The sequence below is a fragment of the Colwellia sp. MB3u-45 genome (assembly GCF_014077005.1).
GTDB lineage: Bacteria > Pseudomonadota > Gammaproteobacteria > Enterobacterales > Alteromonadaceae > Cognaticolwellia.
The window spans coordinates 126,369-151,613 of record NZ_JACGVC010000047.1 but is presented as its reverse complement, the minus strand read 5'-3'; the positions used below and the strand labels follow the sequence as shown (position 1 = coordinate 151,613).

General features: G+C 35.7%; 20 protein-coding genes. All 20 read left to right on the top strand.

Annotated elements, in window-relative coordinates; all coding sequences use genetic code 11:
• Positions 1–11: 11 nt before the first annotated feature.
• The 20 genes from H4J41_RS10170 (at position 12) to cysC (ending at position 25,184) form a co-directional block, all read left to right on the top strand.
• Positions 12–1,412 carry a mannose-1-phosphate guanylyltransferase/mannose-6-phosphate isomerase gene (locus H4J41_RS10170; protein WP_182138253.1) on the top strand — a complete coding sequence of 467 codons (1,401 nt, stop codon included), beginning with the start codon at positions 12–14 and terminating at the stop codon, positions 1,410–1,412.
• 10 nt (positions 1,413–1,422) lie between these two features.
• Positions 1,423–2,844, top strand: a complete 1,422-nt coding sequence (locus tag H4J41_RS10165) for a phosphomannomutase CpsG (protein ID WP_182138254.1) — start codon at positions 1,423–1,425, stop codon at positions 2,842–2,844.
• Positions 2,845–2,874: 30 nt separating this feature from the next.
• Positions 2,875–3,999, top strand: a complete 1,125-nt coding sequence (gmd, locus tag H4J41_RS10160; RefSeq protein WP_182138255.1) for a GDP-mannose 4,6-dehydratase — start codon at positions 2,875–2,877, stop codon at positions 3,997–3,999.
• An 11-nt stretch (positions 4,000–4,010) separates the two neighbouring features.
• A complete protein-coding gene (locus H4J41_RS10155) occupies positions 4,011–4,937 on the top strand; it encodes a GDP-L-fucose synthase (RefSeq protein ID WP_182138256.1) in 927 nt (308 codons plus the stop codon).
• Positions 4,930–6,105, top strand: coding sequence for a DegT/DnrJ/EryC1/StrS aminotransferase family protein (locus H4J41_RS10150; protein ID WP_182138257.1), 1,176 nt, complete (start codon positions 4,930–4,932; stop codon positions 6,103–6,105). The genes H4J41_RS10155 and H4J41_RS10150 overlap by 8 nt, the downstream gene beginning before the upstream one ends.
• A 1-nt stretch (position 6,106) precedes the next feature.
• Positions 6,107–7,432 (top strand): oligosaccharide flippase family protein, encoded by a 1,326-nt coding sequence (locus H4J41_RS10145; RefSeq protein WP_182138258.1) that lies wholly within the window; start codon positions 6,107–6,109, stop codon positions 7,430–7,432.
• Positions 7,419–8,291, top strand: coding sequence for an alpha-1,2-fucosyltransferase (locus tag H4J41_RS10140; RefSeq protein ID WP_182138259.1), 873 nt, complete (start codon positions 7,419–7,421; stop codon positions 8,289–8,291). Before H4J41_RS10145 ends, H4J41_RS10140 begins: the two co-directional genes overlap by 14 nt.
• 5 nt (positions 8,292–8,296) lie before the next feature.
• Positions 8,297–9,298, top strand: coding sequence for a glycosyltransferase family 2 protein (locus H4J41_RS10135; RefSeq protein WP_182138260.1), 1,002 nt, complete (start codon positions 8,297–8,299; stop codon positions 9,296–9,298).
• Between the two features lie 167 nt (positions 9,299–9,465).
• Positions 9,466–10,485: a glycosyltransferase family 4 protein gene (locus H4J41_RS10130; protein WP_182138261.1), complete on the top strand. Its 1,020-nt coding sequence runs from the start codon at positions 9,466–9,468 to the stop codon at positions 10,483–10,485.
• 115 nt (positions 10,486–10,600) lie between these two features.
• Complete coding sequence (locus H4J41_RS10125) at positions 10,601–11,821, top strand: hypothetical protein (protein WP_182150453.1); 1,221 nt, start codon at positions 10,601–10,603, stop codon at positions 11,819–11,821.
• A gap of 65 nt (positions 11,822–11,886) precedes the next feature.
• Positions 11,887–13,065 (top strand): glycosyltransferase, encoded by a 1,179-nt coding sequence (locus tag H4J41_RS10120; RefSeq protein WP_182138263.1) that lies wholly within the window; start codon positions 11,887–11,889, stop codon positions 13,063–13,065.
• Entirely contained in the window at positions 13,035–13,754 is a 720-nt protein-coding gene (locus H4J41_RS10115) for a WecB/TagA/CpsF family glycosyltransferase (protein WP_182138264.1), read from the top strand. Before H4J41_RS10120 ends, H4J41_RS10115 begins: the two co-directional genes overlap by 31 nt.
• A gap of 30 nt (positions 13,755–13,784) precedes the next feature.
• Positions 13,785–14,951: a nucleotide sugar dehydrogenase gene (locus tag H4J41_RS10110; protein WP_182138265.1), complete on the top strand. Its 1,167-nt coding sequence runs from the start codon at positions 13,785–13,787 to the stop codon at positions 14,949–14,951.
• An 86-nt stretch (positions 14,952–15,037) separates the two neighbouring features.
• Positions 15,038–16,072 carry an NAD-dependent epimerase/dehydratase family protein gene (locus H4J41_RS10105; protein ID WP_182138266.1) on the top strand — a complete coding sequence of 345 codons (1,035 nt, stop codon included), beginning with the start codon at positions 15,038–15,040 and terminating at the stop codon, positions 16,070–16,072.
• Between the two features lie 139 nt (positions 16,073–16,211).
• Positions 16,212–17,117 (top strand): UTP--glucose-1-phosphate uridylyltransferase GalU, encoded by a 906-nt coding sequence (gene galU / locus H4J41_RS10100; protein WP_182138267.1) that lies wholly within the window; start codon positions 16,212–16,214, stop codon positions 17,115–17,117.
• A 429-nt stretch (positions 17,118–17,546) separates the two neighbouring features.
• Positions 17,547–19,196 (top strand): glucose-6-phosphate isomerase, encoded by a 1,650-nt coding sequence (gene pgi, locus H4J41_RS10095; protein WP_182138268.1) that lies wholly within the window; start codon positions 17,547–17,549, stop codon positions 19,194–19,196.
• Positions 19,197–19,668: 472 nt separating this feature from the next.
• Positions 19,669–20,568 (top strand): sulfate adenylyltransferase subunit CysD, encoded by a 900-nt coding sequence (gene cysD, locus H4J41_RS10090; RefSeq protein WP_182138269.1) that lies wholly within the window; start codon positions 19,669–19,671, stop codon positions 20,566–20,568.
• Positions 20,569–20,658: 90 nt separating this feature from the next.
• Positions 20,659–22,062 (top strand): sulfate adenylyltransferase subunit CysN, encoded by a 1,404-nt coding sequence (cysN, locus tag H4J41_RS10085; RefSeq protein ID WP_182138270.1) that lies wholly within the window; start codon positions 20,659–20,661, stop codon positions 22,060–22,062.
• A gap of 625 nt (positions 22,063–22,687) precedes the next feature.
• On the top strand, positions 22,688–24,415 hold the full coding sequence (locus tag H4J41_RS10080; protein WP_182138271.1) for an SLC13 family permease: 1,728 nt from the start codon (positions 22,688–22,690) through the stop codon (positions 24,413–24,415).
• 166 nt (positions 24,416–24,581) lie between these two features.
• Positions 24,582–25,184, top strand: a complete 603-nt coding sequence (gene cysC, locus H4J41_RS10075) for an adenylyl-sulfate kinase (RefSeq protein WP_182138272.1) — start codon at positions 24,582–24,584, stop codon at positions 25,182–25,184.
• Positions 25,185–25,245: the final 61 nt, after the last annotated feature.

Genomic DNA, 25,245 nt, shown 5'->3' with positions numbered 1-25,245 from the left:
GGAAATTTTATATGATCACACCTGTTATTATGGCCGGAGGCTCCGGCTCAAGGCTATGGCCATTAAGTCGTTCCTTATATCCTAAGCAGTTTCTCGCGTTAAATGGTGATGAAACAATGCTACAACAAACCATACAAAGGCTTTCAGGTTTATCTGTTACAAGACCTATTGTAATATGTAATGAAGAACATCGGTTTATCGTTGCTGAACAATTGCGGACTATAGCAAAATCTGGCGCAATTGTTTTAGAACCAGTTGGTCGAAATACCGCACCTGCAATAGCTTTAGCTTCGAAAATTGTCATAGACTCAGAAGATGATTTAATTCTGGTTTTAGCAGCAGACCACGTAATTCAAAATCAAGCCGCGTTTGTTGAGGCAGTTAAAAATGCGATCCCTCTAGCTGAAAATAATAAGTTGGTAACTTTTGGTATTGTGCCGACAGAGGCTCATACTGGCTACGGTTACATTAAACGTGGCCAAGTAGTTGATAATATTGGTTATTGTGTCGATTCATTTATTGAAAAGCCCTGTGCAGCTTTAGCAGAACAATACTTTGATGGTAAAGAGCACTATTGGAATAGTGGTATGTTTTTAATGAAAGCAAGCCGATATTTAGATGAGCTAAAGAAATTTAGGCCCGATATTTATCAAGCATGTGAAAAAGCATTGGCAAATACATCAAATGATGCTGACTTTATACGAATTGATGAAGTAGAGTTCGAAAAGTGTCCTGATGAATCAGTTGATTATGCCGTGATGGAAAAAACAGCAGATGCAGTTGTTGTACCATTAGATGCAGGCTGGAGTGATATTGGTTCTTGGTCTGCATTATGGGATGTAAATAACAAAGATGCCAACGGTAATACTGTTTTTGGTGACAGCATAAATCATGAAACAACTAACAGTTTAATTCAGGGTAACGAAAGGTTAATTGCAACGGTTGGCATCGATAACCTAGTTATTGTCGATACAAAAGATGCATTACTTGTGGCAAGTAAAGATAAAGTACAAGATGTAAAGAAAATTGTTGAACAATTAAAAGCAGAAGGTAGAGGCGAGTTTAAAAATCATCGTGAAGTTTATCGTCCTTGGGGTAAATATGACTCTATTGATAATGGCACTCGCTACCAAGTTAAACGGATAACGGTTAAACCTGGTGAAAAGCTATCGATTCAAATGCACCATCACAGAGCTGAACACTGGATAGTGGTAACAGGAACGGCAAAAGTAACAAATGGCGATAACACCTTCCTAGTAACAGAGAATGAATCTACTTACATACCTATTGGTGTGGTTCATGCACTGGAAAATCCCGGCCAATTACCTTTGGAAATAATAGAAGTTCAATCAGGTTCATATCTTGGCGAAGATGATATTGTACGTTTTGATGACCGTTATGGACGAGTGTAAGCGATATAATATGACTGAATTAACTTGTTTTAAAGCGTACGATATTCGTGGGAAATTAGGTGAAGAACTGAACGACGAGGTAGCTTATCGTATAGGTCGAGCTTTTGCACTTTACCTCAAACCTAAAAAAATTGTTGTAGGTGGCGATATTCGTTTAACCTCAGAAGCACTAAAATTAGCATTTTCTAATGGACTGCTTGATGAAGGTGTTAATGTTTTTGATATCGGTATGACGGGTACTGAAGAAATCTATTTTGCCACAAAAAACTTAGGCATGTGTGGTGGTGTTGAAGTAACTGCTAGTCATAACCCGATGAATTATAATGGCATGAAATTGGTTAGAGAAGACTCTAAGCCGATTAGTGGTGATACCGGCTTAAATGCAATTAAAGCCCTTGCTGAAAGTCAGCCATGGAAAGATAACCGCTCAACTAAGCAAGTAAGATCAAGAGGGCATTATCAACAAATTTCTAATTTAGATTCTTATGTTGAGCATTTGCTAACATATGTTTCACCACAAAATATTACCCCACTTAAATTAGTTGTTAATTCAGGCAATGGTGCAGCGGGTCATGTTGTTGATGCGTTAGAATTAGCCTTTAGTAAATTCAGTATTCCTATAGAGTTTATTAAAGTGCAACATGAAGCGGATGGTAATTTCCCTAATGGTATCCCTAACCCTTTACTGATAGAAAATAGAGAAGATACCGCTAAAGCAGTTCGCGAGCACGGCGCGAATATGGGTATAGCGTGGGATGGTGACTTTGATCGATGTTTTTTATTCGATGAAACAGGCGAGTTCATCGAAGGGTATTATATAGTAGGCTTATTAGCAGAAGCGTTTTTGAAAAAAGATTCCAACGAAAATGTAAAACAACAGAAAATAATTTATGATCCCCGTTTAATTTGGAACACAGAGCAAATTATTAAGCAGAATAATGGCGAAGCTATTATGTCAAAAACAGGGCATGCATTTATTAAAGAACGGATGCGCAAGGAAGATGCTGTTTATGGTGGAGAAATGAGTGCTCACCATTACTTTCGTGACTTCGCCTATTGTGATAGTGGCATGATCCCATGGTTGTTAGTTGCAGAGCTATTATCAGTCAAAAAACAAACATTATCAGCGATGGTTAAAAACTGTATTGCAGCTTTTCCGAGTTCAGGTGAGATAAATTTAAAACTAGAAAATCCGAAGTTAGCGATAGAGCGAGTTTTAAATCATTATAAAGAACAAGCTGTTGATATCGATTATACCGACGGTATAGGTCTATCATTTAAAACTGTAAATAAGAGAGGTAGTTTTGAATGGCGCTTTAATTTAAGAACGTCAAATACCGAACCGGTAGTTAGACTTAATGTTGAAGCGAAAGGGAATGTTGCTTTAATGCAAGAAAAAACCAAAGAATTATTAGAGTTGTTAAAAAAATAACATCTTTTACATCAGAATTAGGAATTAGATATGACACAATCAAAAGTAGCATTAATTACCGGTGTAACAGGCCAAGATGGCAGTTACCTCGCAGAGCTTTTATTAGAAAAAGGTTATGAGGTACACGGTATTAAGCGCCGTGCATCTTCACTTAATACTGAGCGTGTTGATCATATTTATCAAGATAATCATGAAAAAAATCAAAAGTTTTTTCTTCACTATGGTGATTTAACAGATTCTTCTAATTTAACGCGTATTATAAATGATGTGCAGCCAGATGAAGTATATAACTTAGGTGCGCAGTCTCATGTTGCGGTTTCGTTTGAATGCCCTGAGTATACGGCAGATGTTGATGCTATGGGTACACTTCGCCTTTTAGAAGCTATCCGCTTTTTAGGTTTAGAGAAAAAAACTAAGTTTTATCAAGCGTCAACTTCCGAGCTTTATGGCGAAGTTCAAGAAACACCACAAAAGGAAACAACGCCGTTTCATCCTCGCTCACCTTATGCTGTTGCTAAAATGTATGCGTATTGGATTGTAGTGAATTACCGTGAATCTTACGGTATGTATGCGTGTAATGGTATTTTGTTTAATCACGAATCGCCTCGCCGTGGTGAAACGTTTGTAACACGCAAAATTACCCGTGCCATTGCTAATATTTCACAAGGGTTAGAGAGTTGTTTATACCTTGGTAATATCGATGCGTTAAGAGATTGGGGTCATGCAAAAGATTACGTTCGTATGCAGTGGATGATGTTGCAACAAGATGTTGCAGATGATTTTGTTATTGCTACAGGTAAACAAATCAGTGTGCGTGAGTTTGTGAATTTATCAGCTAAAGAAGCGGGTATAGAACTAGAATTCAGTGGTAAAGGTATAGACGAAGTAGCTACCGTTAAAGCTATTACCGGTAATAACGCTCCTGCGCTCAAAGTAGGCGATGTAATAGTTAAAGTTGACCCACGTTACTTCCGTCCTGCTGAAGTTGAAACACTACTTGGAGATCCATCAAAAGCTAAGGCCAAACTTGGTTGGGTACCACAAATAACGGTAGAAGAAATGTGTGCTGAAATGGTATCTAGTGATTTAGATAAAGCTAAGCAGCATGCTATTTTAAAAAACCATGGCTACATTACTTCTGTTGCTGTTGAATAGGCTTAAATTTTATGAAAATTTTATTAACTGGTGCTAATGGAATGGTTGGCAGAAATATTCTTGAAATTGCAAAGCTGCATGATCATGATTTTTTATCACCAAGTAGCACAGAACTAAATCTCCTTGATGCAAATTCAGTTAGGCAGTACATAAATACATACAAACCCGATATGATAATTCATGCCGCAGGTATCGTCGGCGGTATTCAGGCTAATATGGCGCAACCCGTTAAATTTTTGGTTGATAATATGCAGATGGGACTTAATATTCTGACTGCGGCTAATGCTAGTGGCATAACTAAATTTTTAAATTTAAGTAGCTCTTGCATGTATCCTCGTGATGCGTTGAATCCATTGGCAGAAGATTTAATTTTAAAAGGTGAATTAGAGCCAACAAATGAAGGTTATGCGCTAGCAAAAGTGACTAGTACACGATTATGCGAGTACATTTGTAAAGAAAATTCTGATTTACTATATAAAACGATTATTCCGTGTAACTTGTATGGTCGTTTTGATAAATTTGATCCTAATCATTCTCATATGATCCCTGCAGTTATCAGAAAAATCGATGAAGCGAAGAAAAATAATCTAAAAGAAATAGATATTTGGGGTGATGGCGAGGCCCGACGTGAGTTTATGTATGCCGAAGATCTTGCCGACTTTATTTTCTATTCAATAAATAACTTTGAAAAAATGCCTCAAAATTTAAATGTTGGCCTAGGTACTGATTTTACTATAAATGAGTATTATCAAACCGTTTCAAATGTGGTTGGCTATAAAGGAAAATTTAAACACGATTTAACCAAACCTGTAGGTATGAAACAAAAGCTAATAGATGATAAAAAACTAAAAGAATTTGGCTGGAGTTATAAAACCGAGTTAGAAACTGGTATCCAAAAAACATATAAATTTTATTTAAGTGAGTATTGTAATGACTAATTATGCACTAGCAAGCAGCACATGGGACGAAAATGAGTACTCGGCGATTCAAAGAGTTATAGACTCAGATATGTTTACTATGGGAAAAGAAGTTGCGCAGTATGAAAAAGATTTTGCAGAATTTTTTGGCTCTAAATATGCGCTAATGGTTAACTCTGGCTCAACAGCAAATTTATTAATGATTGCGGCGTTATTTTTTACTAAAAACGAGTCGTTGAAACTAAAACGTGGGGATGAAGTAATTGTTCCTGCTGTTTCATGGTCGACTACTTATTTTCCGCTTCAGCAGTATGGTTTAAAAGTAAAGTTTGTAGATATTGATCGACAAACATTAAATATGGACTTAGATAAACTAGAAGCAGCAATCACTGATAAGACTAGAGCGATTTTATCGGTTAATTTGCTTGGCAACCCGAACGATTACATTCGTATGAATGAAATTATTGCAGAACGCAATATTTTTATTTTAGAAGATAACTGCGAATCTATGGGGGCAACCATCGATGGCAAGCAAGCAGGTACATTCGGTAAAATGGGAACGTATAGCTCATTCTTTTCTCACCATATTGCAACAATGGAGGGGGGGTGTGTTGTTACTGATGATGAAGAGCTTTACCATATTCTACTTTGCATACGAGCTCATGGCTGGACACGTAATTTACCTAAATTTAATAAAGTTAGCGGTGAAAAAAGTGATGATGCATTTGAGGAATCATTTAAATTTATGCTACCAGGCTATAATGTCCGTCCTTTAGAAATGAGTGGTGCAATAGGTATTGAACAACTTAAGAAACTGCCAAGTTTTATCGAAACACGCCGCCAAAATGCAAAGTTATTTCAAAGTTTGTTTTCAAACCACTCTTTCTTAAATATTCAACAAGAAACCGGCAATAGTAGTTGGTTCGGCTTCTCATTAATTATAAAAGAAAATGCACCATATAATAGAGCTGAACTTGTTAAGTTATTAACTAAAAATGGCATTGAATGTCGCCCAATTGTGACAGGTAACTTCCTTAAAAATACAGAGGTTCTTGAATACTTCGACTACGAAGTCTCAGGAACTTTAGAGGCCGCAGAATACCTTGATAAACATGGTTTATTTGTAGGTAATCATCAGAATGATATTGAAAAAGAAATAATTGCACTCTCCAAATTATTAATTGTATAACGTGAATATCAATATAAATAGAAATTTAGTCCTTAAGAAAAATATATCTTGGGGGCTGCTATTTAAAATATTGGGCATGCTTCTAAGTTACATATCAATCCCGATAGTGCTCAACTATTTAGGAGAGAAACATTATGGTGTTTGGATTACAATATTTTCAGTTATGTCTTGGGTATATACTTTCGATGTGGGTGTTGGTAATGGCTTGAAGATTCGTTTAACTGAGGCTATGTCGAATAATAATCTGATACTTGCAAAAGAATATATATCTGCAGCATACATCCTCATTATTGGTGCAACTATTTTTCTTTTAATAATAGGTGGATTTGGTATTTATACCGTTAATTTGACCCACACTTTAAATATTGTTTTTTTAGAAGAAAGTTATCTACAAAAAGTCATTTTAGTAGTCTTTTTTTTTACATTAAGTAACTTTGTTATTGGTTTGTATAAACAACTACTGTTTGCCGTCCATCAGTCTGCTTTAATTGGATTAACTAACGTATTATATCAAAGTATAGTAATATCCTTAATCATCTTAGCTGACTCTTATGGTAACTCTTCGTTGTTGCTAGTGGCTTTTATTTATGGATTTTCCAATTTACTTGTTGGAATTATTTTTACATTTATATTTTTTTATAGTAGAAAAGAACTAAGACCTCATGTTAAAAATTTTAAAGTTAATAACGTTAAGGCTATCGCGGGCCTTGGAATTGAGTTTTTTATAATACAACTGTGTGTGATTATTATCTTTTCAACAGATAACTTAATAATTACAAACTTATTGGGTCCTGAAGCAGTAACCTCATACAGCATCGTAGCGCAGTTATTTCAAGCTTTTATCGTCATGTGGTATTTAGTGTCAGCCCCTTTAACACCTCTTTATACAGATGCATTTATTAAAAATGATATTGTTTGGATTAAAAAAACCATCAAAAACCTTAACTATCTTTTTATTATCGTGACTTTTATTATTATTTTAGCCATCATTTTAGGAGAGTGGGTTACTCAATTTTGGCTAGCTCGTTCTTTAGAATACCCTCCATATTTATTCTTTTTTTTCGGTGTGTTTGTTTTAATTCGAATATACGGTGATCTATATATGAGCTTTTTAAATGCAATTGGTAAGTTAAAATGGCAGTTATATTTATCAATATTTGGAGCTGTTATCAATATACCCTTATCAATTTATTGTGTTAATAACCTGGGGATGGGTTCAAGTGGTGTTATTTTAGCAACTTGTGCGAGTTTGGCTTTATTATCTGTAATTATGCCTATTCAAGCACATATAGAATTAAATAAGAGAGTATCAAATGAAAATAGTTAATATAATAGGTGGAGTAGGAAATCAGTTATTTCAGTATGCTTTTTATTATTCTTTAAAAACTAAATTTAACGAAGTCATTAAACTAGATATTTTACGTTTTGATAGCTATGAGTTACATAATGGGTATGAGTTAGAAAAAGTATTCTCTATTAATGAAAATTATTGCACTCTGCAAGAAAAAAATTATATTTCGTCTGGTGATGCAGGGCTATTTAGAAAAATACAACGTAAATTAGGGCTAAGTAATAATCACGAATTGATTGAGCAAAAAAATGAAGAGTATAAATTTATTCCTCGGTTATTGGGTAATGTGCATGAGGCAACGTATTATCGAGGTTATTGGCAAAGCTATAAATATTTTGAACATTTAGAATCAGAAATAAAAAGTAAATTGATTTTCCCTCCTATTACAGAAAAGAAGAACTTATTATTAATAAATACAATGGAGAACCTAAATTCAGTATCCATTCATATAAGGAGGGGGGATTATATCAATCATCCTGAATTTGGTGGCATATGTGGGATTAAATACTACCGCAGTGCTATTGAAAAAATAGAAAATAACATTATAAGTCCATTTTACGTTATTTTTTCAAATGATATTGAATGGTGTAAAGAAAACTTAAAGCTAACTAACGCCGTTTATGTAGATTGGAATGAGAATGAAAAATCATTCCGTGATCTTCAGCTTATGAGTTTATGCAAGCATAATATTATTGCTAATAGTTCATTCAGTTGGTGGGGGGCTTGGTTGAATAATAACTCTAATAAGGTTGTTATTACTCCAGAACAATGGATGAAAAGCAAAGTGTGTAATGACTTAATACCTGACGATTGGCTTAAAGTTTCTATTGGGTAATAACTATGAAAGTAAGTGTTTTAATCCCTGTATATAATGCAGAAAAAACAATCGAATCATGTTTAACAAGTGTTTTAAATCAAACATTAAAAGATATTGAAATTGTTGTAGTAAATGATGGTTCTAGTGATGAAACTAGGTTCATTTTAGATGTAATAGCAAAAGCTAATCATCAAGTCAAAGTAATACACAATATAAATAAAGGTGTTTCTTCATCTCGTAATTGCTTAGTTGAAAATGCTTATGGTGAATATTTATTGTTTTTAGATGCTGATGATTGGATAGATAAAAGTACTTGCGAATTATTGTATCTGCATGCTTCAAACTATAATTTAGATATAGTTGTGAGTGATTATTATCGAGAGCGGTTGAATAAGCCAATTGAGTATTGTTCTGATTTGGAAGGCTACAGTGATGTTTTTTCACAAAATAAATATTTATTAGGTGTTTTTTCAGGTGATGGTATTGTTGCCGTTTGGAACAAGCTATTTAGGCGTTCTTTATTCGAAGAAGTTTTTTTTCCTTGCGAGCTGGATTTTGGTGAAGACTTAGCGACCCTGCCTCGTATTATTACCAAGTCAACAAGAGTTGGAAAATTAGATAAAGCGTTTGTTCATTATGTCGAATGTAATAGCAGCATTACTCATACGAAGCTTAGTTTAAAAGTGCATCAAATATTCGATGCTATAGATATTCTATTAGAATACTTTTCAGATTCTAGTAGAACATCGTTTTACAGAGATAAAATTATAAGATATAGAGCCACACATGTTTGCCATCTGATTTTTTTAACCCCATATTATCAAGATGATAATTATAACAAAGCGTTTTATAAGGTATTAGAATTATTAAAAGAATCTAAGTCTCTAGAATTATTCGGTTATAGTAAAATACAAAAAATATTGGTTTATTGGCTATATGCAATTCCTTTTGAATGGAATCTGAAGTTTACTATCAACTTGATTCAAAAAGTAAAAAAAATAGCTTTATTTAAGATGCAGCTATAGGAAAATAATTTCTAATACATTATCTTTGTCTGTACGTAGGAATCAAACTATATCTTTGAAATTAAAAGTTTAATAAATATTAATTACACAAGTAAACACCTTTAATTATATGCCATCAAATTTATAAAATATAAATCCTATCAATATTTTATTTAATGAGAAGTAAAATGGAAAAAAATATACTTATCCTGAGTCAAGAACAGCCCCCAACCGTTGGTGGTGCAGGTATAATTGCTAAGCAGTTATTTGATACTTTAACTGCTAGAGGATGGGACGTTTCTATCAATAGATCATATGCTAATCTCCCAAAAATGATAATGTTATTCCTTAGCTTTCTCAATGTATTCAAATCTAAAAAATATCATAAAGTGATTATAAATGATCTGTTTTATAAAAAAATATTTTGTTTATTTATTAAACTATACAAGCCAAAAAATACATTAATTTATTTACATGGTTCAGAACCTGAGTTTTTGCTAAGTTCAACATTCTATAAAGAACAGTTTATTAGATTGTGTTTGGCGTCTAAAAACGTCATTGCGGTATCTGATTATATGAAAGAAAAGTTTTTAACTAGTTTATTAGACCACCCTGATTATACTGATATCGAAGCAAGAATTATTGTGATTAAAAACGGAGTCGATACCAAAATATTTTACAATAATGCATTTCCTCCCAATGATTTGATTAATATAGCCACTTGTTGCCGTTTAGAATGGGGTAAAGGTTTCGAAGACATGACTTGTGTTTTTATGAAGCTAATAGAGAGAGATATAAACTGCCACTGGTACATAGCAGGAGAAGGTAAAGACTCTAAAAGCATTAAAGCCTATATATCAGAAAAAAACATTATTGATAATGTAACCTTTTTAGGTGCTTTATCACCAATTGAAGTTGCTAATTTATTTAACGTTTGTCACTTTATGTTATTATTATCAAATTTTAAAGAGTCATTAGGTTTGGCTTATATGGAAGCTAGCTGTTGTGGCTGTTATTCAATAGGTCGTAACTGCTATGGTGTAAAGGAAGCTATTGTTAATGGAGAGACCGGCGCATTGATTGATTCAATTGATGAAGCGTTAGATATTATAGTTTTACATAAACCGGATGTTAAAACTATATCCAGTATAGCCTTAAAAAAATATTCAAGTGACTCAATATACGAAAAATTAGAACTTCTATTTTAATCAATTAGTTTTAATATTATAGAACCACGAAGTAAGGCTCCTATTATTAAATACAAACCTTACTTATATAACAATATATGCCGTTATTATTATCGAATAACTTATGAGTTTAATTTTGAAAAATATAAGCCTAAAAGCTATTAGGATCCCAACAATAGCTTTTATTATTCCTATTCTTTTAATTTATTTTATGCCGATGAAAATTTTGGGTATGAATTTAAAAAATGAATTAGTTCTACCTTTATCATTATTGTTTTTTTTATTATGCTTCTTTTTTTTGAAATTCAGCTTTAAGAGTAATGCTGTAAAATACGTGATTTATGGACTGTTTTTTTCATTTGTTTTTTTATTCAAACTATTAAAAAACCAAGAAAAAATTCTTATTAAAGATATTATTGAATGCTTTAAACCATTGTATTTTTGTTTGTTTTTTATTGTTGGGAAGAAGGCTTCAGAGATTTATAGTTTAGAGAGTGTTGCTCGTTTTATAGTAATACTACTTTTATTTGGGGTTTTATTTTCATCTCTTGTCTACTTTCAATTTAGTTACCCTATTTTAGATCTTTATAAAGGGAGAACATCAGATGAAGGTAATTTATATCATTTTTTAAGGTTTAGTGGTTTTTTTGGGTATCCATCCATGTTTGGAATATACCTCATCTTAGGTATGATACTTACTGTATGTGTCGACTTTACTCAGTATAAAAAAGCTACATTGTTACTGTTATTTATTGGTTTTGCATTTACTATGAGTAAAACTGGTTTTGTGTTATTTGTGTTATTAGTCGGCTATTACTTAATCATGAAAGGTACGGTTAAAGATATAATATTGACTATTTCAATTTTTTTCATTGTTTTTCTGGTAATCACAATCTACTTTTTTGATGACTTTTTAGTCGTATTTAATGCCTTTAGTTCCATTGATGGTTTACTCTCTTCAACATTCTCTCATCGTTTTAGAGAAATTATTCTATCAATTAACATTCTAACATCAGAGAACTTTGACGGCTTTGGCCCATCAAATACCTACTTAAAAATAAATCACGGTCCAGTTGAAAATGTTCTCTTTTTTTATGTGTTTAAATTTGGTTATTTTGGCTTGATTTACTACATTAATTTAATTTCATTCACTACATATAAATTTTTTAAAGAGAGTGAAACGCCTATTAAGCTAGTTATACTATGGTGTTTATTAAGCTTATTAATCGGCTCTTTGGCTGAGTCCATCACTGAAGAATATAAAACGCTCTATTTCTTTCCACTTCTATTGGGATTTTTTTCAAATAAAAAGGGCAGACAGAAACGTCAGCTTACTATGTTACTTGGCAAGGTATGATTATGTTTTATATCTCTTAAGCACCTCCTATTAACTTTATACCTTTTAATTAGATTATTTATATTATGAAAAAAAATTATTTGTTTGTCATTGATCGTATCGAAAACGGGGGGGCTGAAAGGCAAATGTTAAAAGTTGCTAATTATATTTCTTCTGATATTAATATATTTATAACATCATTACATAAACCTTCAAATGAATTACTATCTTTAATCGAAAAGTATGATTTTCTTTATATCTCTATAGCTACATCAGATGGTAGTCTTTTCTATAAGCGAATGTTTGGTATACTAAGTTTAATTAAATCATTGAAAGAGATTTTAAGTTGTCATCAAATTGATAAATGTATTTCTTTCCTAGAATGGAGTAATGTTTTAACAATTATTGCTACAAGGAAGAAAGGGATACCGGTATGTATAAATGTCCGTAACCACCTATCTACTCAATATGGCTCACGTTCTCCTTTAATTCTTAAGTTAGCTAAAATAATAATTGGTAAATATTACCCTCTCGCAGATAAAGTTTTATGTAACTCCTATGGGATTAAAAATGATCTTGTTAAAGCTTTTAAGGTTCCTAATAATTTAGTAGATGTTATCCAAAACACTTACCCAATTGAAATAATAAAAAAAAATATAGGGGCCTACGAATTTAGAGAACGTAATGTAGACTCCAATTTATTCTGTGCTTGTGGACGTTTGTCTGACCAAAAAAGGTTTGAATCTCTTGTTTTAAGTTTTCAATATTATATAAAAAAGAGCCAAAGAAACGATACATTAATAATTATAGGTAGTGGAACTAATGAAAATAATATTAAACAATTAATTCAAGCCGGTGATGCTGATATTAAACTTTATTCCCATCAAGAAAACCCATTTCCAATTATTGCAGCTTGCGATAGTTTTATCTTACACTCAGATTTTGAGGGGTACCCGAATGTACTTGCCGAAGCTTTAATCTTGGGTAAAGATTGCATTAGTGTAGACTGTTTGACAGGGCCGAGAGAGGTTCTATCTGGTAATACATTAACAGATTATGAGAGTGCTATATCTGAGTTAAAGATGCTGAAGTATGGATTGCTATACCCTTACAAAAAAATAAATGAGGAAGTTGATTACGGGCTTGTGGGTGCCCTTATTAAATATTCGAATAACAAATTTATATTTAATAAAATTGATTATGATTTTTTATGTGAAAAAGGCGGAAGAAAAAAATGGCGGGAAATTTTATTAACTCAGCTTTAGAGTCTAAAATTTTTGATTCTAAAGACTTTGATTCTAAAGTTTTATCAAAAGAAAGCGATGTAGCTAGAATCGTTAGTTTTGTTAATCCTTTTTCTTATAGGTTAATTGCGAACAATGAACAATTAATTTACGAAATCGATTATTGGTTTGTTGATGGTACGGCACTTTGCCATTTAACTAATTTACGCAGGAAAAGTAAAATATCTCGAGCGAGTTTTGATTTATCATCAGTTGGAAAAAACTTTCTAAATTGTGCTTCAGAAAACGCGTACAAAGTTGCTTTTATAGGTGGCGCTGAAACTGAAATTGACTCAGCGTGTGAAAACTTAAAAATATTATTTCCAGATTTAAATATTGTTTATAAACATCATGGTTTTATTAAAGATAACTTTGATAGTATTTATACACAGATTAATAAATCTGATGCTTACTACGTTGTAGTTGGTATGGGTACACCTATGCAGGAAGAGTTTGCGATTGGTTGTAAAAAACACTGCCCTAAATTATCATTAATTCTCACCTGTGGCGGGTTTTTAACACAAACGGCTATTAAACCAGATTATTACCATCCTCTAATTAAGAAGCTGGGACTTAGGTGGTTGCAAAGAGCTTATTTACATAAACATGTAAGAAAACGATTAATAAATGATTATCCATCTTTTATAATCCGATATCTATTAAATCGATAACATTCGAGTAAACTTTAAGTTGGAAATGGAATGAAAATAGCAATAGCAGGTACGGGTTACGTAGGTTTATCAAATGCAATGTTGTTAGCTCAGCACAATGAAGTAATTGCTGTTGATATAGTTAAAGAAAAAGTCGATTTATTAAATAAAAAAAAATCGCCGATTGTCGATGTTGAAATTGAAGACTTCTTAGCTAATAAAACTATCGATTTTAAAGCAACGCTTGATAAGAACTTAGCCTATAGCGATGCTGATTTTGTTATCATTGCCACGCCAACTGATTATGACGTAGAAACCAATTACTTTAATACCTCGTCTGTTGAAGCGGTTATAAAAGATGTTTTGGCCGTAAACCCTAATGCTGTAATTATTATTAAGTCAACTGTTCCTGTTGGTTACACTGAAAATATTAAACAAGAACTTGGCTGTGAAAACATTATGTTTTCACCTGAGTTTTTACGTGAAGGTAAAGCATTACATGATAACCTTTATCCCTCTCGTATTATTGTCGGCGAACAAAGTGAACGCGCTAAGGTATTTGCTGATTTACTAGCCCAAGGCGCAATAAAAGAAAATATTGACATATTGTTTACCGATTCTACCGAAGCAGAAGCAGTTAAGTTATTTTCGAACACCTATCTAGCGATGCGCGTAGCTTACTTTAATGAGCTTGATAGTTACGCAGAAGCACATGGTTTAGATGCAAAGCACATAATTGAAGGTGTTGGCTTAGATCCTCGAATTGGCTCTCATTATAACAACCCGTCATTTGGTTACGGCGGTTACTGTTTACCTAAAGATACTAAACAATTACTAGCTAACTATAATGACGTGCCCAATAATATTATTCGCGCCATTGTTGATGCTAATACTACACGAAAAGATTTTATTGCAGACTCAATAATCAGTAAAAAACCCAAAGTTGTAGGTGTGTACCGCCTAATTATGAAAACAGGCTCCGATAACTTTAGAGCGTCTTCAATTCAAGGTATTATGAAGCGTATAAAGGCTAAAGGCATAGAGGTGGTGATTTATGAACCGGTATTAGAAGAAAAAGAATTTTTTAATTCTGCTGTTTATGACGACCTTGATGCTTTTAAAAAAATATCTGATGTGATTGTGTCAAACCGTATGGATATTGAATTGGCGGATGTAAAAGATAAAGTGTACACGCGTGATTTATTTGGCAGCGATTAAGTCGTTCTTCGGATGTTATATTTGTGGGAAATGTCTATTTTAAAATCAAATAGGCAATCAATAAAAGTTAAATTTAAAGGTTTTAAATGAAGTATTTAGTTACCGGCGCAGCCGGATTTATTGGTTTTCACGTAGCACAAAAATTATGTGCTCAAGGCCATGACGTTGTTGGTATTGATAACCTCAATGATTACTATGACGTTAATCTTAAGCTTGCGCGTTTAGCTGAGTTAGATAAGTTTACTGTTAACAACACTGCGAATGAAGAAGGGGTTTTTCGGTTTATAAAGTTAGAACTTACCAATCGAGAGGGTATAGTTGCATTATTTGCCGAAGAAAAATTTGATAGGGTTATTCATTTAGCAGCTCAAGCAGGTGTAAGGTATTCAATTGATAATCCTATGGCCTATGCTGATTCTAATTTAATTGGCCATTTAACTATTCTTGAAGGTTGTCGTAATAACAATATTGAACATTTAATATATGCCTCTTCTAGTTCGGTTTACGGCTTAAATAATAAAACACCTTTTTCTACTAGCGATTCGGTTGACCATCCTGTTTCACTTTATGCTGCTACTAAAAAATCTAATGAATTGATGGCGCATAGCTATTCTCATCTTTATGACATTCCTACAACAGGTTTACGATTTTTTACCGTATATGGCTCATGGGGTCGACCAGATATGGCGCCTTATATTTTTACTAAAAAGATTTTAGATGGCGAGACTATTGATATAAACAACAATGGTGACATGTGGCGTGATTTTACCCATGTAGACGACATTGTTGAAGGTGTTGTTCGCATTGCAGATGTGATACCTGAACGAGATATTACATGGAAAGTTGAAAGTGGCTCGCCAGCCTCTAGTTCAGCCCCTTACTCTATTTATAATATAGGCCATGGCTCTCCCATTAATTTGATGGGCTTTGTTAAAGCTATTGAAGATGAATTAGGTCTTGAGGCAAATAAAAACTTTCGAGAAATGCAAGCCGGTGATGTTTATCAAACTTTCGCTGAAGTAAATGACTTGTTTGATGCTACAGGTTATAAATCGCAAGTTAGCGTCAAAAAAGGTGTTGCTGAATTTGTAAAATGGTATAAAGAGTTTTACAAGAAGTAGCTGTTAAATTTATAACATAGCTAAAAAATGATATCTTTTGGTATCATTTTTATTATTTACCGAAAAACTATTATTTCATAGTGACAACGACGATAACTCGCTTTACAGTGATTTGTCTGTAAAGAAATTAAGGACAAAGATGCCAAATAAAATAAAAAAAGCAGTAATACCTGTAGCCGGTTTAGGCACACGGATGTTACCTGCAACAAAAGCCATTCCAAAAGAAATGCTACCCATTGTTGATAAACCACTTATTCAATACATAGTGAATGAATGTATTGCGGCGGGTATTAAAGAAATTGTGTTAGTAACGCACTCTTCTAAAAACGCCATTGAAAACCATTTTGATAAATCATTTGAGCTTGAAACTACTTTAGAAAAACGGGTTAAGCGCCAGTTACTTGATGAAATTCAAGCGATATGCCCGAAAGATGTCACCATTTTACATGTGCGCCAAGGTGAAGCAAAAGGCCTAGGTCATGCGGTATTAAAAGCTCGCCCTATTATCGGCAACGAGCCATTTGTTGTTGTGCTACCTGATGTTATTTTAGATGACGCTACGGCAGATTTAAAAACTGAAAATTTAGCGGCGATGTTAACGCGTTATAACGAAGTTGGTGGCTACAGCCAGATTATGGTTGAGCCTGTGCCTATGGAGCAAGTAAGTAGCTATGGTGTGGTTGATTGTGGTGGTGTTGAGCTTGCGCCTGGCGAGTCAAAAACTATGACGGCTATTGTTGAAAAACCAGCGATGGAAGACGCGCCGTCAAACTTAGCTGTGGTTGGCCGTTATGTGTTGTCTGAAAAAATTTGGGATTTGTTAAAAATTACGCCTCCAGGTGCGGGTGACGAAATTCAATTAACAGATGCTATTGCGATGTTAATGGAAAAAGAAACCGTTGAAGCCTTTCATATGACGGGTAAGTCTCATGATTGTGGCTCTAAGTTAGGTTATATGAAAGCCAATGTTGAATATGGTTTGCGTCATCCTGAATTGGCTGATGACTTTAGAAGTTATTTAACTGAGTTGATGCAAAAAACATAGATTTAAGTTATTAGCTGTTAGTTGGCAGTAAGCAGCAAGAAAAAACGTATAGCTGTTGGTTTATTTGTTGGCTGGTTTTCCTGTTTATTTATTTTTGTGGTTGTCGGACTAAAGTCCGACCTACAAAAGATAAGCTGCAAAATTTTTGGTGTTATCTGTAGGCTCTATGTAGGTTCTCTGTAGGTTGGACTTTAGTCCATCAGGTTTGATGGCTCTTTAGCCAATGGCTGGCATTAGTGCTTATTTTTTGGATTTTAACTATCACAGTAATTGCTTGCTGAGTGGTTGACGGACTAAAGTCCGAGCTACAAAAGATAAACTTAAAAATTTTATGGTGTTATCTGTAGGCTCTATGTAGGTTGAACTCTAGTCCATCGGGCGTATTAGCATTTTTCTTTATTAACACTCATTTATTAAAAGTATAGGTATATGGACGTAACTAATTTATCGCAGTTTACTGAACTGGCATTAACTCGTAATATTTTTTCATTATTTTCCGATCATGAGCGCAGTGAAAATTATACGATTTCGGCCGCGGGTTTGTTCTTAGATTATGCTAAGCAAAACATTGTTGATAGTGAGTTTACGCCACTATTTACCTTGGCTGAACAGGTTGATCTTGCGGGTAAAATATCAGCGCAGTTTTCGGGTGAAAAGATCAACACTACCGAACAACGCGCTGTTTTGCATACGGTATTACGTGCGCCTGACTCGGTTAAGCTTGATGTGTTAGGCGCGCAAGCCAATGAGGTTATTAGCACCGAAGCCAAAATGGCCGCCATTGTTGATGATGTGCACTCAGGTAAGGTGTGTTCGGTTACTGGTGAAAAGTTTACTGATATTCTTGCTATCGGCATTGGCGGCTCTTATTACGGTGTTAAGGTGGCCTTGTCGGCACTTGTGCCTTACCATCAGTCAGGTTTGAAAGCGCATGTGCTGGCTAATGTTGATGGCGATGCCGCGCAAGAAAAATTTGCTAAACTTAATGCCGCAACCACGCTCGTGGTGGTAATTTCTAAAACCTTTACTACGCAAGAAACCCTGCTTAATGCAGTTGTTGTTAAAGCTTGGATGCTTAATGCTTTGGCTGAACCTCATTATTCACCTGCAGAGGTTATTGCTCAACATTGGTATGCGGTTAGTAGTAATATTGAGGCGGCAACAGCGTTTGGACTTAATGCCGATAATATTTTGCCGATGTGGGATTGGGTTGGTGGCCGGTTTTCTTTATGGTCAGCGGTGGGGTTGCCACTGGCATTGATTATTGGTAATAGTCATTTCAACGCGTTAAAAGCCGGTGCTTATGCCATGGACGAGCATTTTAAAAGCGCACCGTTTGAGCAGAATATGCCGGTAATGATGGCTTTGCTCGGTATTTGGAATCGAAATGCTTTAGGTTACGCTAGTTTAGCTATTTTACCTTATAACCATGCGCTGAGAGCTTTACCGGGTTATTTGCAGCAAACCGATATGGAAAGTAATGGTAAGTCGGTTTCTATTACCGGTAAAACGCTTAATTATTTAACCGCTCCCGTGGTTTTTGGTCAGGAAGGTACGAATGGCCAACATGCCTTTATGCAATTAATGCATCAAAGTGCCGATATTATTCCAACGGATTTTATTCTCTCTCTTGCCCCAACTAGTAAACACTTGGCTAATCATGACGCTTTAGTGGCTAATTGTTTCGCTCAGAGTGAAGCCTTAATGCAAGGTAAAACCTTGGCCCAAGCGAAAGCAGAAATGTTGGATGCTGGCGCTAGTGAGGCTGAAGCGAGTAGGCTCGCTACTCATAAAACCATGAAAGGTAATACCCCAAGTAATACTATTTTAATGCAGCAGTTAGCTCCCCACTCCCTTGGCGCTTTATTAGCGCTGTATGAGCATAAAATATTTGTTCAAGGCGTAATTTGGCAGATAAACTCATACGACCAATGGGGTGTTGAATTAGGTAAGCAACTTGGCAAAGAAGTACTTAATGTGATGGCGCAGCCGATGAGCGATATTGACAGCGAAAAGCTTTCTGCCTCGTCGCTGGCATTAATTCGTCGTTATAAAAGTAACTTAACTACTGCTATTTGAAATAAATAATCGATTATTTTAAGCTGGTTTAAATCTACAATATTTGCGTGGCTAAGCGATGTAGGTACTTATGTTTAGTCTGGAACAATAAACATGTGCCTACAGGGCCGTTCCTAGCCACCTCGGTAATTGCTCCTGCATTACTCTAATGACTTACACTTATGTAAGAACATTGCTCCACGGCATTAGTAAATGCTTTTACGTCGATCTAGCTACTTATGTTTAGTCTGGAGCAATAACCATGTGCGCTGGATTATTGTTCCTCACTTACCATTAGGTAGTCACTTAGCCCTGTTACTTATTTCAGTTACTTAACTGAATTGGCGTAGGTTATATTTTTAGAATAAGAAGCTTAATCTTCCTTTCTCTTTATACTTTTTTGGTATAAACAAGCTTTTAGTTATATGGATAATGATTTGCTGCTGTGGCATGATGATAATCAATAATATCATGCCAACATTAGTGGTCAGCAATGCAATTAACCCATTTACAAAAGTTAGAAGCCGAATCTATTCATATCATGCGCGAAGTTGCCGCAGAATTTGATAATCCTGTGATGCTTTACTCGGTTGGTAAAGACTCCGCCGTGCTACTTCATCTTGCGCGAAAAGCCTTTGCTCCTGGAAAAATACCTTTTCCACTATTACATGTTGATACCAACTGGAAATTCAAAGAAATGATTGCCTTTCGCGATGAAATGGCGAAAGAACATGGCTTTGATTTACTCGTGCATAAAAATGCCGAAGGTATGGCGATGAATATTAGTCCGTTTGAGCATGGTAGTGCTAAGCATACCGATATAATGAAAACTCAAGGCTTAAAACAAGCCCTTGATAAATATGGTTTTGATGCCGCTTTTGGTGGCGCTCGACGTGACGAAGAAAAATCGCGTGCGAAAGAACGTGTGTATTCATTTCGTGATAAAAATCATCGTTGGGATCCTAAAAGCCAACGTCCTGAGTTGTGGAACATTTATAACGGCAAAGTGAATAAAGGCGAAAGCATTCGTGTTTTTCCATTATCAAATTGGACCGAGCTTGATATTTGGCAATACATCTATTTAGAAGGCATTAAAATTGTGCCACTTTATTTAGCCGAAAAACGCCCGGTAGTTGAACGTGATGGTACTCTAATCATGGTTGACGACGACCGTATGCCTATTGGTAAAGACGAAGTGGTGCAAATGAAAAGTGTGCGCTTTAGAACCTTAGGTTGTTATCCGTTAACCGGCGCTGTTGAGTCAACCGCAACCACCTTACCTGAAATTATTCAAGAAATGCTATTAACCAAAACCTCTGAGCGCCAAGGCCGTGTGATTGACCACGATTCGGCAGGCTCAATGGAGAAGAAAAAGATGGAAGGTTATTTTTAAAACTTCGTCATCTTATTTCAGTTTATTTTACGGTGTTAGCATTTTAATTAAATCGACAATTTGTCGAGTAGAGATTTCCAAGGAAAAAACATGAGTCATACAGAAGACTTACTTGAAACCGATATTGAAGCTTATTTGAAGCAGCATGAAAACAAAGAAATGGTGCGCTTTTTTACTTGTGGTAGCGTTGATGATGGCAAAAGCACATTAATTGGCCGGTTATTACACGATTCAAAAATGATCTTTGAAGATCAATTAGCGGCGATTAAAAACGACAGTAAAAAATCAGGCACTACCGGTGAAGCTATTGACCTAGCCTTGCTCGTTGACGGCTTGCAGTCAGAGCGAGAGCAGGGCATTACTATTGATGTTGCTTATCGCTATTTTGCTACTGACAAACGTAAGTTTATTATTGCCGATACTCCAGGCCATGAACAATACACCCGCAATATGGCTACGGGCGCTTCAACCTGTGATCTGGCCATTATTTTGATTGATGCTCGCCACGGCGTGCAAGTGCAAACTCGTCGTCATTCTTATATTTGTTCTTTGTTAGGCATTAAGCATGTTTTAGTGGCGGTTAACAAAATGGACCTGGTTGATTATAGCCAAGACCGATATCAAGAGATTAAAAAAGATTACCGTAAATTTGCCGATGACTTAGCTTTTGAAGATGTGCGTTTTGTGCCAATTTCAGCGCTTAATGGTGACAATGTTGTTGACGAAAGTACTAAGATGCCTTGGTATCCAGGTGCTACGTTAATGAAGTTATTAAATACTATTAAGGTAGATGATCAAAAACACTTTACCCAATTTCGTTTGCAAGTACAGTATGTTAACCGTCCTAATCTTGATTTTAGAGGTTTTGCTGGCACAGTGGGTTCAGGACATATTCGCGTTGGTGATGAAATTGTTGCCTTGCCATCAGGTAAGCAAAGTAAGATTAAATCAATTGTAACTTTTGAAGGCAACATTGATCGCGCCGATCACGGTATGGCGGTTACTTTGACCCTTGAAGATGAAATTGACATCAGTCGCGGCGAAATGATTGTTAAAAAGGGCAGTATTCCTACTTCGGCTAAAGAGCTAAGTGCGACTATTGTTTGGATGCATGAAGACGAACTAGAACCAGGCCGTGAATACTACATTAAGCACGGCAGTAAGCTCACCACAGGGCACGCAATAAAAATTGATCACCGCATTGATGTTAATACCTTGGAGAAATTTCCTGTTGACCAATTAGCGTTAAATGAAATTGGAGTTGCTCAACTTGAAGTAGCTGAAGCGTTACATTTTGATGCTTATGGTGATAATCCAGCGACGGGTGCTTTTATTATTATTGACCGATTGAGTAATGTTACTGTGGGTGCGGGTATGATTAACGGCGCACTTGAAGCGAAGCAAGATCATCAGTACTCAGCGTTTGAGCAAGAACTTAACACTTTAGTTCGCAAGCACTTCCCACATTGGGGCGCACGCGATTTATTGAAATAGAAATAGCAGGTTAGCTGTCAGTTTTAAGCTGTCAGCTTTCAGTTAAAATTTAGTTATAAGTTAAAAAATAAGTTTAAGGCATAGTGATCACTGTAGGTTGGTATTTATTTTTTAACTGAAAGGTCGGGCTTCAGTCCAACCGTTAAGAGCCTACGGGTGATAATGTAGCCTTGGGCGATTTTTTTGTAGGTCGGACTTTAGTCCGTCAACTGTATAGCGGGCTATTAACCTGATGGGCCAAAGTTATCTGCAACGGGCATTTTTTTGTCGTTCGCATGTATGCGAAGACGGTTAAATTTCATTTAACCTGATGGACTAAACTTCAACCTACAAGCGCCTACGGGTGATAATGTAGCGTTGGCGTTTTTTTGTGATTTTTGTAGGTCGGACTTTAGTCCGTCAACTGTATAGCGAGCCATTAACGTAATGGGCCACAAAACATCTGCAACGGGCATTATTTTGTCATTCGCATGTATGCGAAGACGGTTAGATTTCATTTAACCTGATGGACTAAAGTCCAACCTACATAGAGCCTACGGGTGATGATGTAGTGTTGGGCAATTTTTTATAATTTTACGATATTTACTTTTCGAACAGTAGTTAGAACTTGGATTAGGTTTACATTATGTTGTATACGCAGTGGCTACTGGTCGCAATATTTGCATTAACGCTGATTGGGCTGGTTTTTTTCCCAAACAAACCCGAGCGCGTTTTTGGTAGTACAACGTTACTGTGTTTAGCGGCGTCATTTGTTAGCACTGACGACATTCTCAGCAATGCGGTAAATCCTGGTTTAGTGACGTTATTATTATTGGTGTTATGTTCTTTTGCTTACGAACGCACCAGTATTTTAAGGCGTATATCAGCGTTAATGCTCAATGGTAAAGCGTCTACGGCAAGTTTTAGAACGCTTGTATTTACCGCTTTGAGTTCGGCATTGATCAGTAATACGGCGGTGGTCGCTACATTAATTTCGGTAGTGAAAAAAAATACTGTGGTCAATCCTGGTAAATTGCTCTTACCCTTGTCATTCGCCGCTATTCTTGGTGGCACTTTAACCTTAATTGGTACTTCAACTAACTTAATTGTTAATTCGCTATGGCTAGAACAAGGTCAACAAAGTTTAGGTTTTTTTGACTTTACGCTCGTGGGTGGTGCTGCACTGGTTGCTTGTTTATTGATTATATTACTGCGTCAACATACGTTAGCTGACACGCCAAACGAGCAGTTAGGTGATAAGGAATATCTGGTTGAAGCACAAGTAAAATCTAACTCCAAACTTATTGGAAAAAGCATTGAAGATAATGGCTTAAGAAATTTAGACACTTTATTTTTGGTCGAGTTAGTACGCTACGGGCGGCTTATTTCCCCGGTAACGCCAGATGAAGTAATAGAGCCAAATGACAGACTCATTTTTAGTGGTGACATCAGCAAAGTTTTAGTTTTGCAGCAATTTGATGGCTTAACTTTGTTTGCTGAGCAAAAGGGTTTGTTACGGGAAAACTTAACCGAAGTATTGATTAAACCTGATTCTGCTATTGTAGGTAAAACCTTAAAAACAGCAGGGTTTAGGGCAAGATTTGATGCCGCCGTTGTCGCTATTCGCCGAGAGGGCACGTCGCTTTCTGGCAAACTCGGTGATATAAAAGTGCAAGCGGGTGACTTTTTAGTCTTAGCGGTTGGCTCCGATTTTTGCGCGCGCACTAATTTAACGAAAAACTTTTTTATTCTTTCTGGTCATAAACCCGATGATATGCTGTCAGGCTGGCGTGACTCTTTAGCTATTTTTGGCTTTATTATTGCTATTGCGCTGACCATGGTGACTACGATAAGTTTGTTGTCGAGCCTAATGTTTTATCTAGCGTTATTGATTTTAACTGGTTGTTTAACGGTGAATGAAATTAAGCGCCGATTCCCGATTGAAATTTGGCTCATTGTGCTGGGTGCATTAACCTTAGCGCAAGCGTTTGAGCATAGCGGTGTCGCAGGCATTTTTGCTCATGAAATTGAGCAATTACTGGCAGGTGAAAGTGCCATAATCGCTATGGTGGTGATATTTTTCATTACCTTAATATTGACCGAAGTTATTACCAACAGCGCCGCGGCGGCTTTAGTGTTTCCGGTAGCTTATAATATTGCCATTGGCTTAGGTGTTAGCCCTTTACCCTTAGTGATGGCGGTAGCCTTTGGCGCTAGTGGCAGTTTTATTAGCCCTTATGGTTATCAAACCAATATTATGGTGTTTAATGCCGGCAATTATAAAATTACTGACTTTATTAAATTTGGTTGGCCGATAACACTGACTTATAGTGTAGTGGTGTTAATCTTGATACCGGTGGTTTTTCCGTTTTAAGATCAAAATAAAAGAGAAGCGTTTAGTTTAAAGCTGTCAGCTGTCAGTAAAAAAATAAAGATCAGAGATTAGTTGGGCGTTTGGTTGTGTTTTTACTGACAGCTTTGAACTGATAGCTTAAAGCTTTTTTAGCTTACAGCTATGTAAATAATTTAACTGGAATAATATGAAAACTGAAAATACCGTTTGGCACACTCAACAAGTAAGCAAAACACAACGCGCTGATATCAAAAAGCAAAAAGCTTGTTTGTTATGGTACACAGGGCTTAGTGGCTCAGGTAAATCAACCATTGCCAATGCGGTTGATGCTTTACTTTTTCAACGCCATTGTCATAGTTATTTACTTGATGGTGACAATGTTCGCCATGGCTTAAATGGTGACTTGGGCTTTAGTGATGAAGAGAGAGTTGAAAACATTCGCCGTATTAGTGAAGTGGCCAAACTGTTTGTAGATGCTGGTTTAATTGTCTCAACCGCGTTTATATCTCCTTTTGCCGCTGATCGTGCCATGGCAGCCAACAAGCTTGAGAACGGAGAATTTATTGAAGTATTTATTGATACTCCGATCGCTGTCTGCGAACAACGTGACCCAAAAGGCTTATATAAAAAAGCACGAGCAGGTGAGATTAAAGATTTTACCGGTATAGACTCTACTTACGAAGCGCCTGAAAACCCGGCCATTCATATCGACACGGCTAATAACAGTATTGAACAATGTGCGCAGCAAGTGGTTGATTATCTGATCAAGCAAGGCTTAATCACTGATTGATCCTACGGGTGACAATGTAACGTTGGGCAATTGTTGATGTAGGTCGGACTTTAGTCGGACA

Excerpts from the sequence above, each read along its gene's own strand:
- H4J41_RS10170 (WP_182138253.1), top strand. The coding sequence starts at position 12 with ATGATCACACCTGTTATTATGGCCGGAGGCTCCGGCTCAAGGCTATGG.
- H4J41_RS10165 (WP_182138254.1), top strand. The coding sequence starts at position 1,423 with ATGACTGAATTAACTTGTTTTAAAGCGTACGATATTCGTGGGAAATTA.
- gmd (WP_182138255.1), top strand. The coding sequence starts at position 2,875 with ATGACACAATCAAAAGTAGCATTAATTACCGGTGTAACAGGCCAAGAT.
- H4J41_RS10155 (WP_182138256.1), top strand. The coding sequence starts at position 4,011 with ATGAAAATTTTATTAACTGGTGCTAATGGAATGGTTGGCAGAAATATT.
- H4J41_RS10150 (WP_182138257.1), top strand. The coding sequence starts at position 4,930 with ATGACTAATTATGCACTAGCAAGCAGCACATGGGACGAAAATGAGTAC.
- H4J41_RS10140 (WP_182138259.1), top strand. The coding sequence starts at position 7,419 with ATGAAAATAGTTAATATAATAGGTGGAGTAGGAAATCAGTTATTTCAG.
- H4J41_RS10135 (WP_182138260.1), top strand. The coding sequence starts at position 8,297 with ATGAAAGTAAGTGTTTTAATCCCTGTATATAATGCAGAAAAAACAATC.
- H4J41_RS10130 (WP_182138261.1), top strand. The coding sequence starts at position 9,466 with ATGGAAAAAAATATACTTATCCTGAGTCAAGAACAGCCCCCAACCGTT.
- H4J41_RS10120 (WP_182138263.1), top strand. The coding sequence starts at position 11,887 with ATGAAAAAAAATTATTTGTTTGTCATTGATCGTATCGAAAACGGGGGG.
- H4J41_RS10115 (WP_182138264.1), top strand. The coding sequence starts at position 13,035 with ATGGCGGGAAATTTTATTAACTCAGCTTTAGAGTCTAAAATTTTTGAT.
- H4J41_RS10110 (WP_182138265.1), top strand. The coding sequence starts at position 13,785 with ATGAAAATAGCAATAGCAGGTACGGGTTACGTAGGTTTATCAAATGCA.
- H4J41_RS10105 (WP_182138266.1), top strand. The coding sequence starts at position 15,038 with ATGAAGTATTTAGTTACCGGCGCAGCCGGATTTATTGGTTTTCACGTA.
- galU (WP_182138267.1), top strand. The coding sequence starts at position 16,212 with ATGCCAAATAAAATAAAAAAAGCAGTAATACCTGTAGCCGGTTTAGGC.
- pgi (WP_182138268.1), top strand. The coding sequence starts at position 17,547 with ATGGACGTAACTAATTTATCGCAGTTTACTGAACTGGCATTAACTCGT.
- cysD (WP_182138269.1), top strand. The coding sequence starts at position 19,669 with ATGCAATTAACCCATTTACAAAAGTTAGAAGCCGAATCTATTCATATC.
- cysN (WP_182138270.1), top strand. The coding sequence starts at position 20,659 with ATGAGTCATACAGAAGACTTACTTGAAACCGATATTGAAGCTTATTTG.
- H4J41_RS10080 (WP_182138271.1), top strand. The coding sequence starts at position 22,688 with ATGTTGTATACGCAGTGGCTACTGGTCGCAATATTTGCATTAACGCTG.
- cysC (WP_182138272.1), top strand. The coding sequence starts at position 24,582 with ATGAAAACTGAAAATACCGTTTGGCACACTCAACAAGTAAGCAAAACA.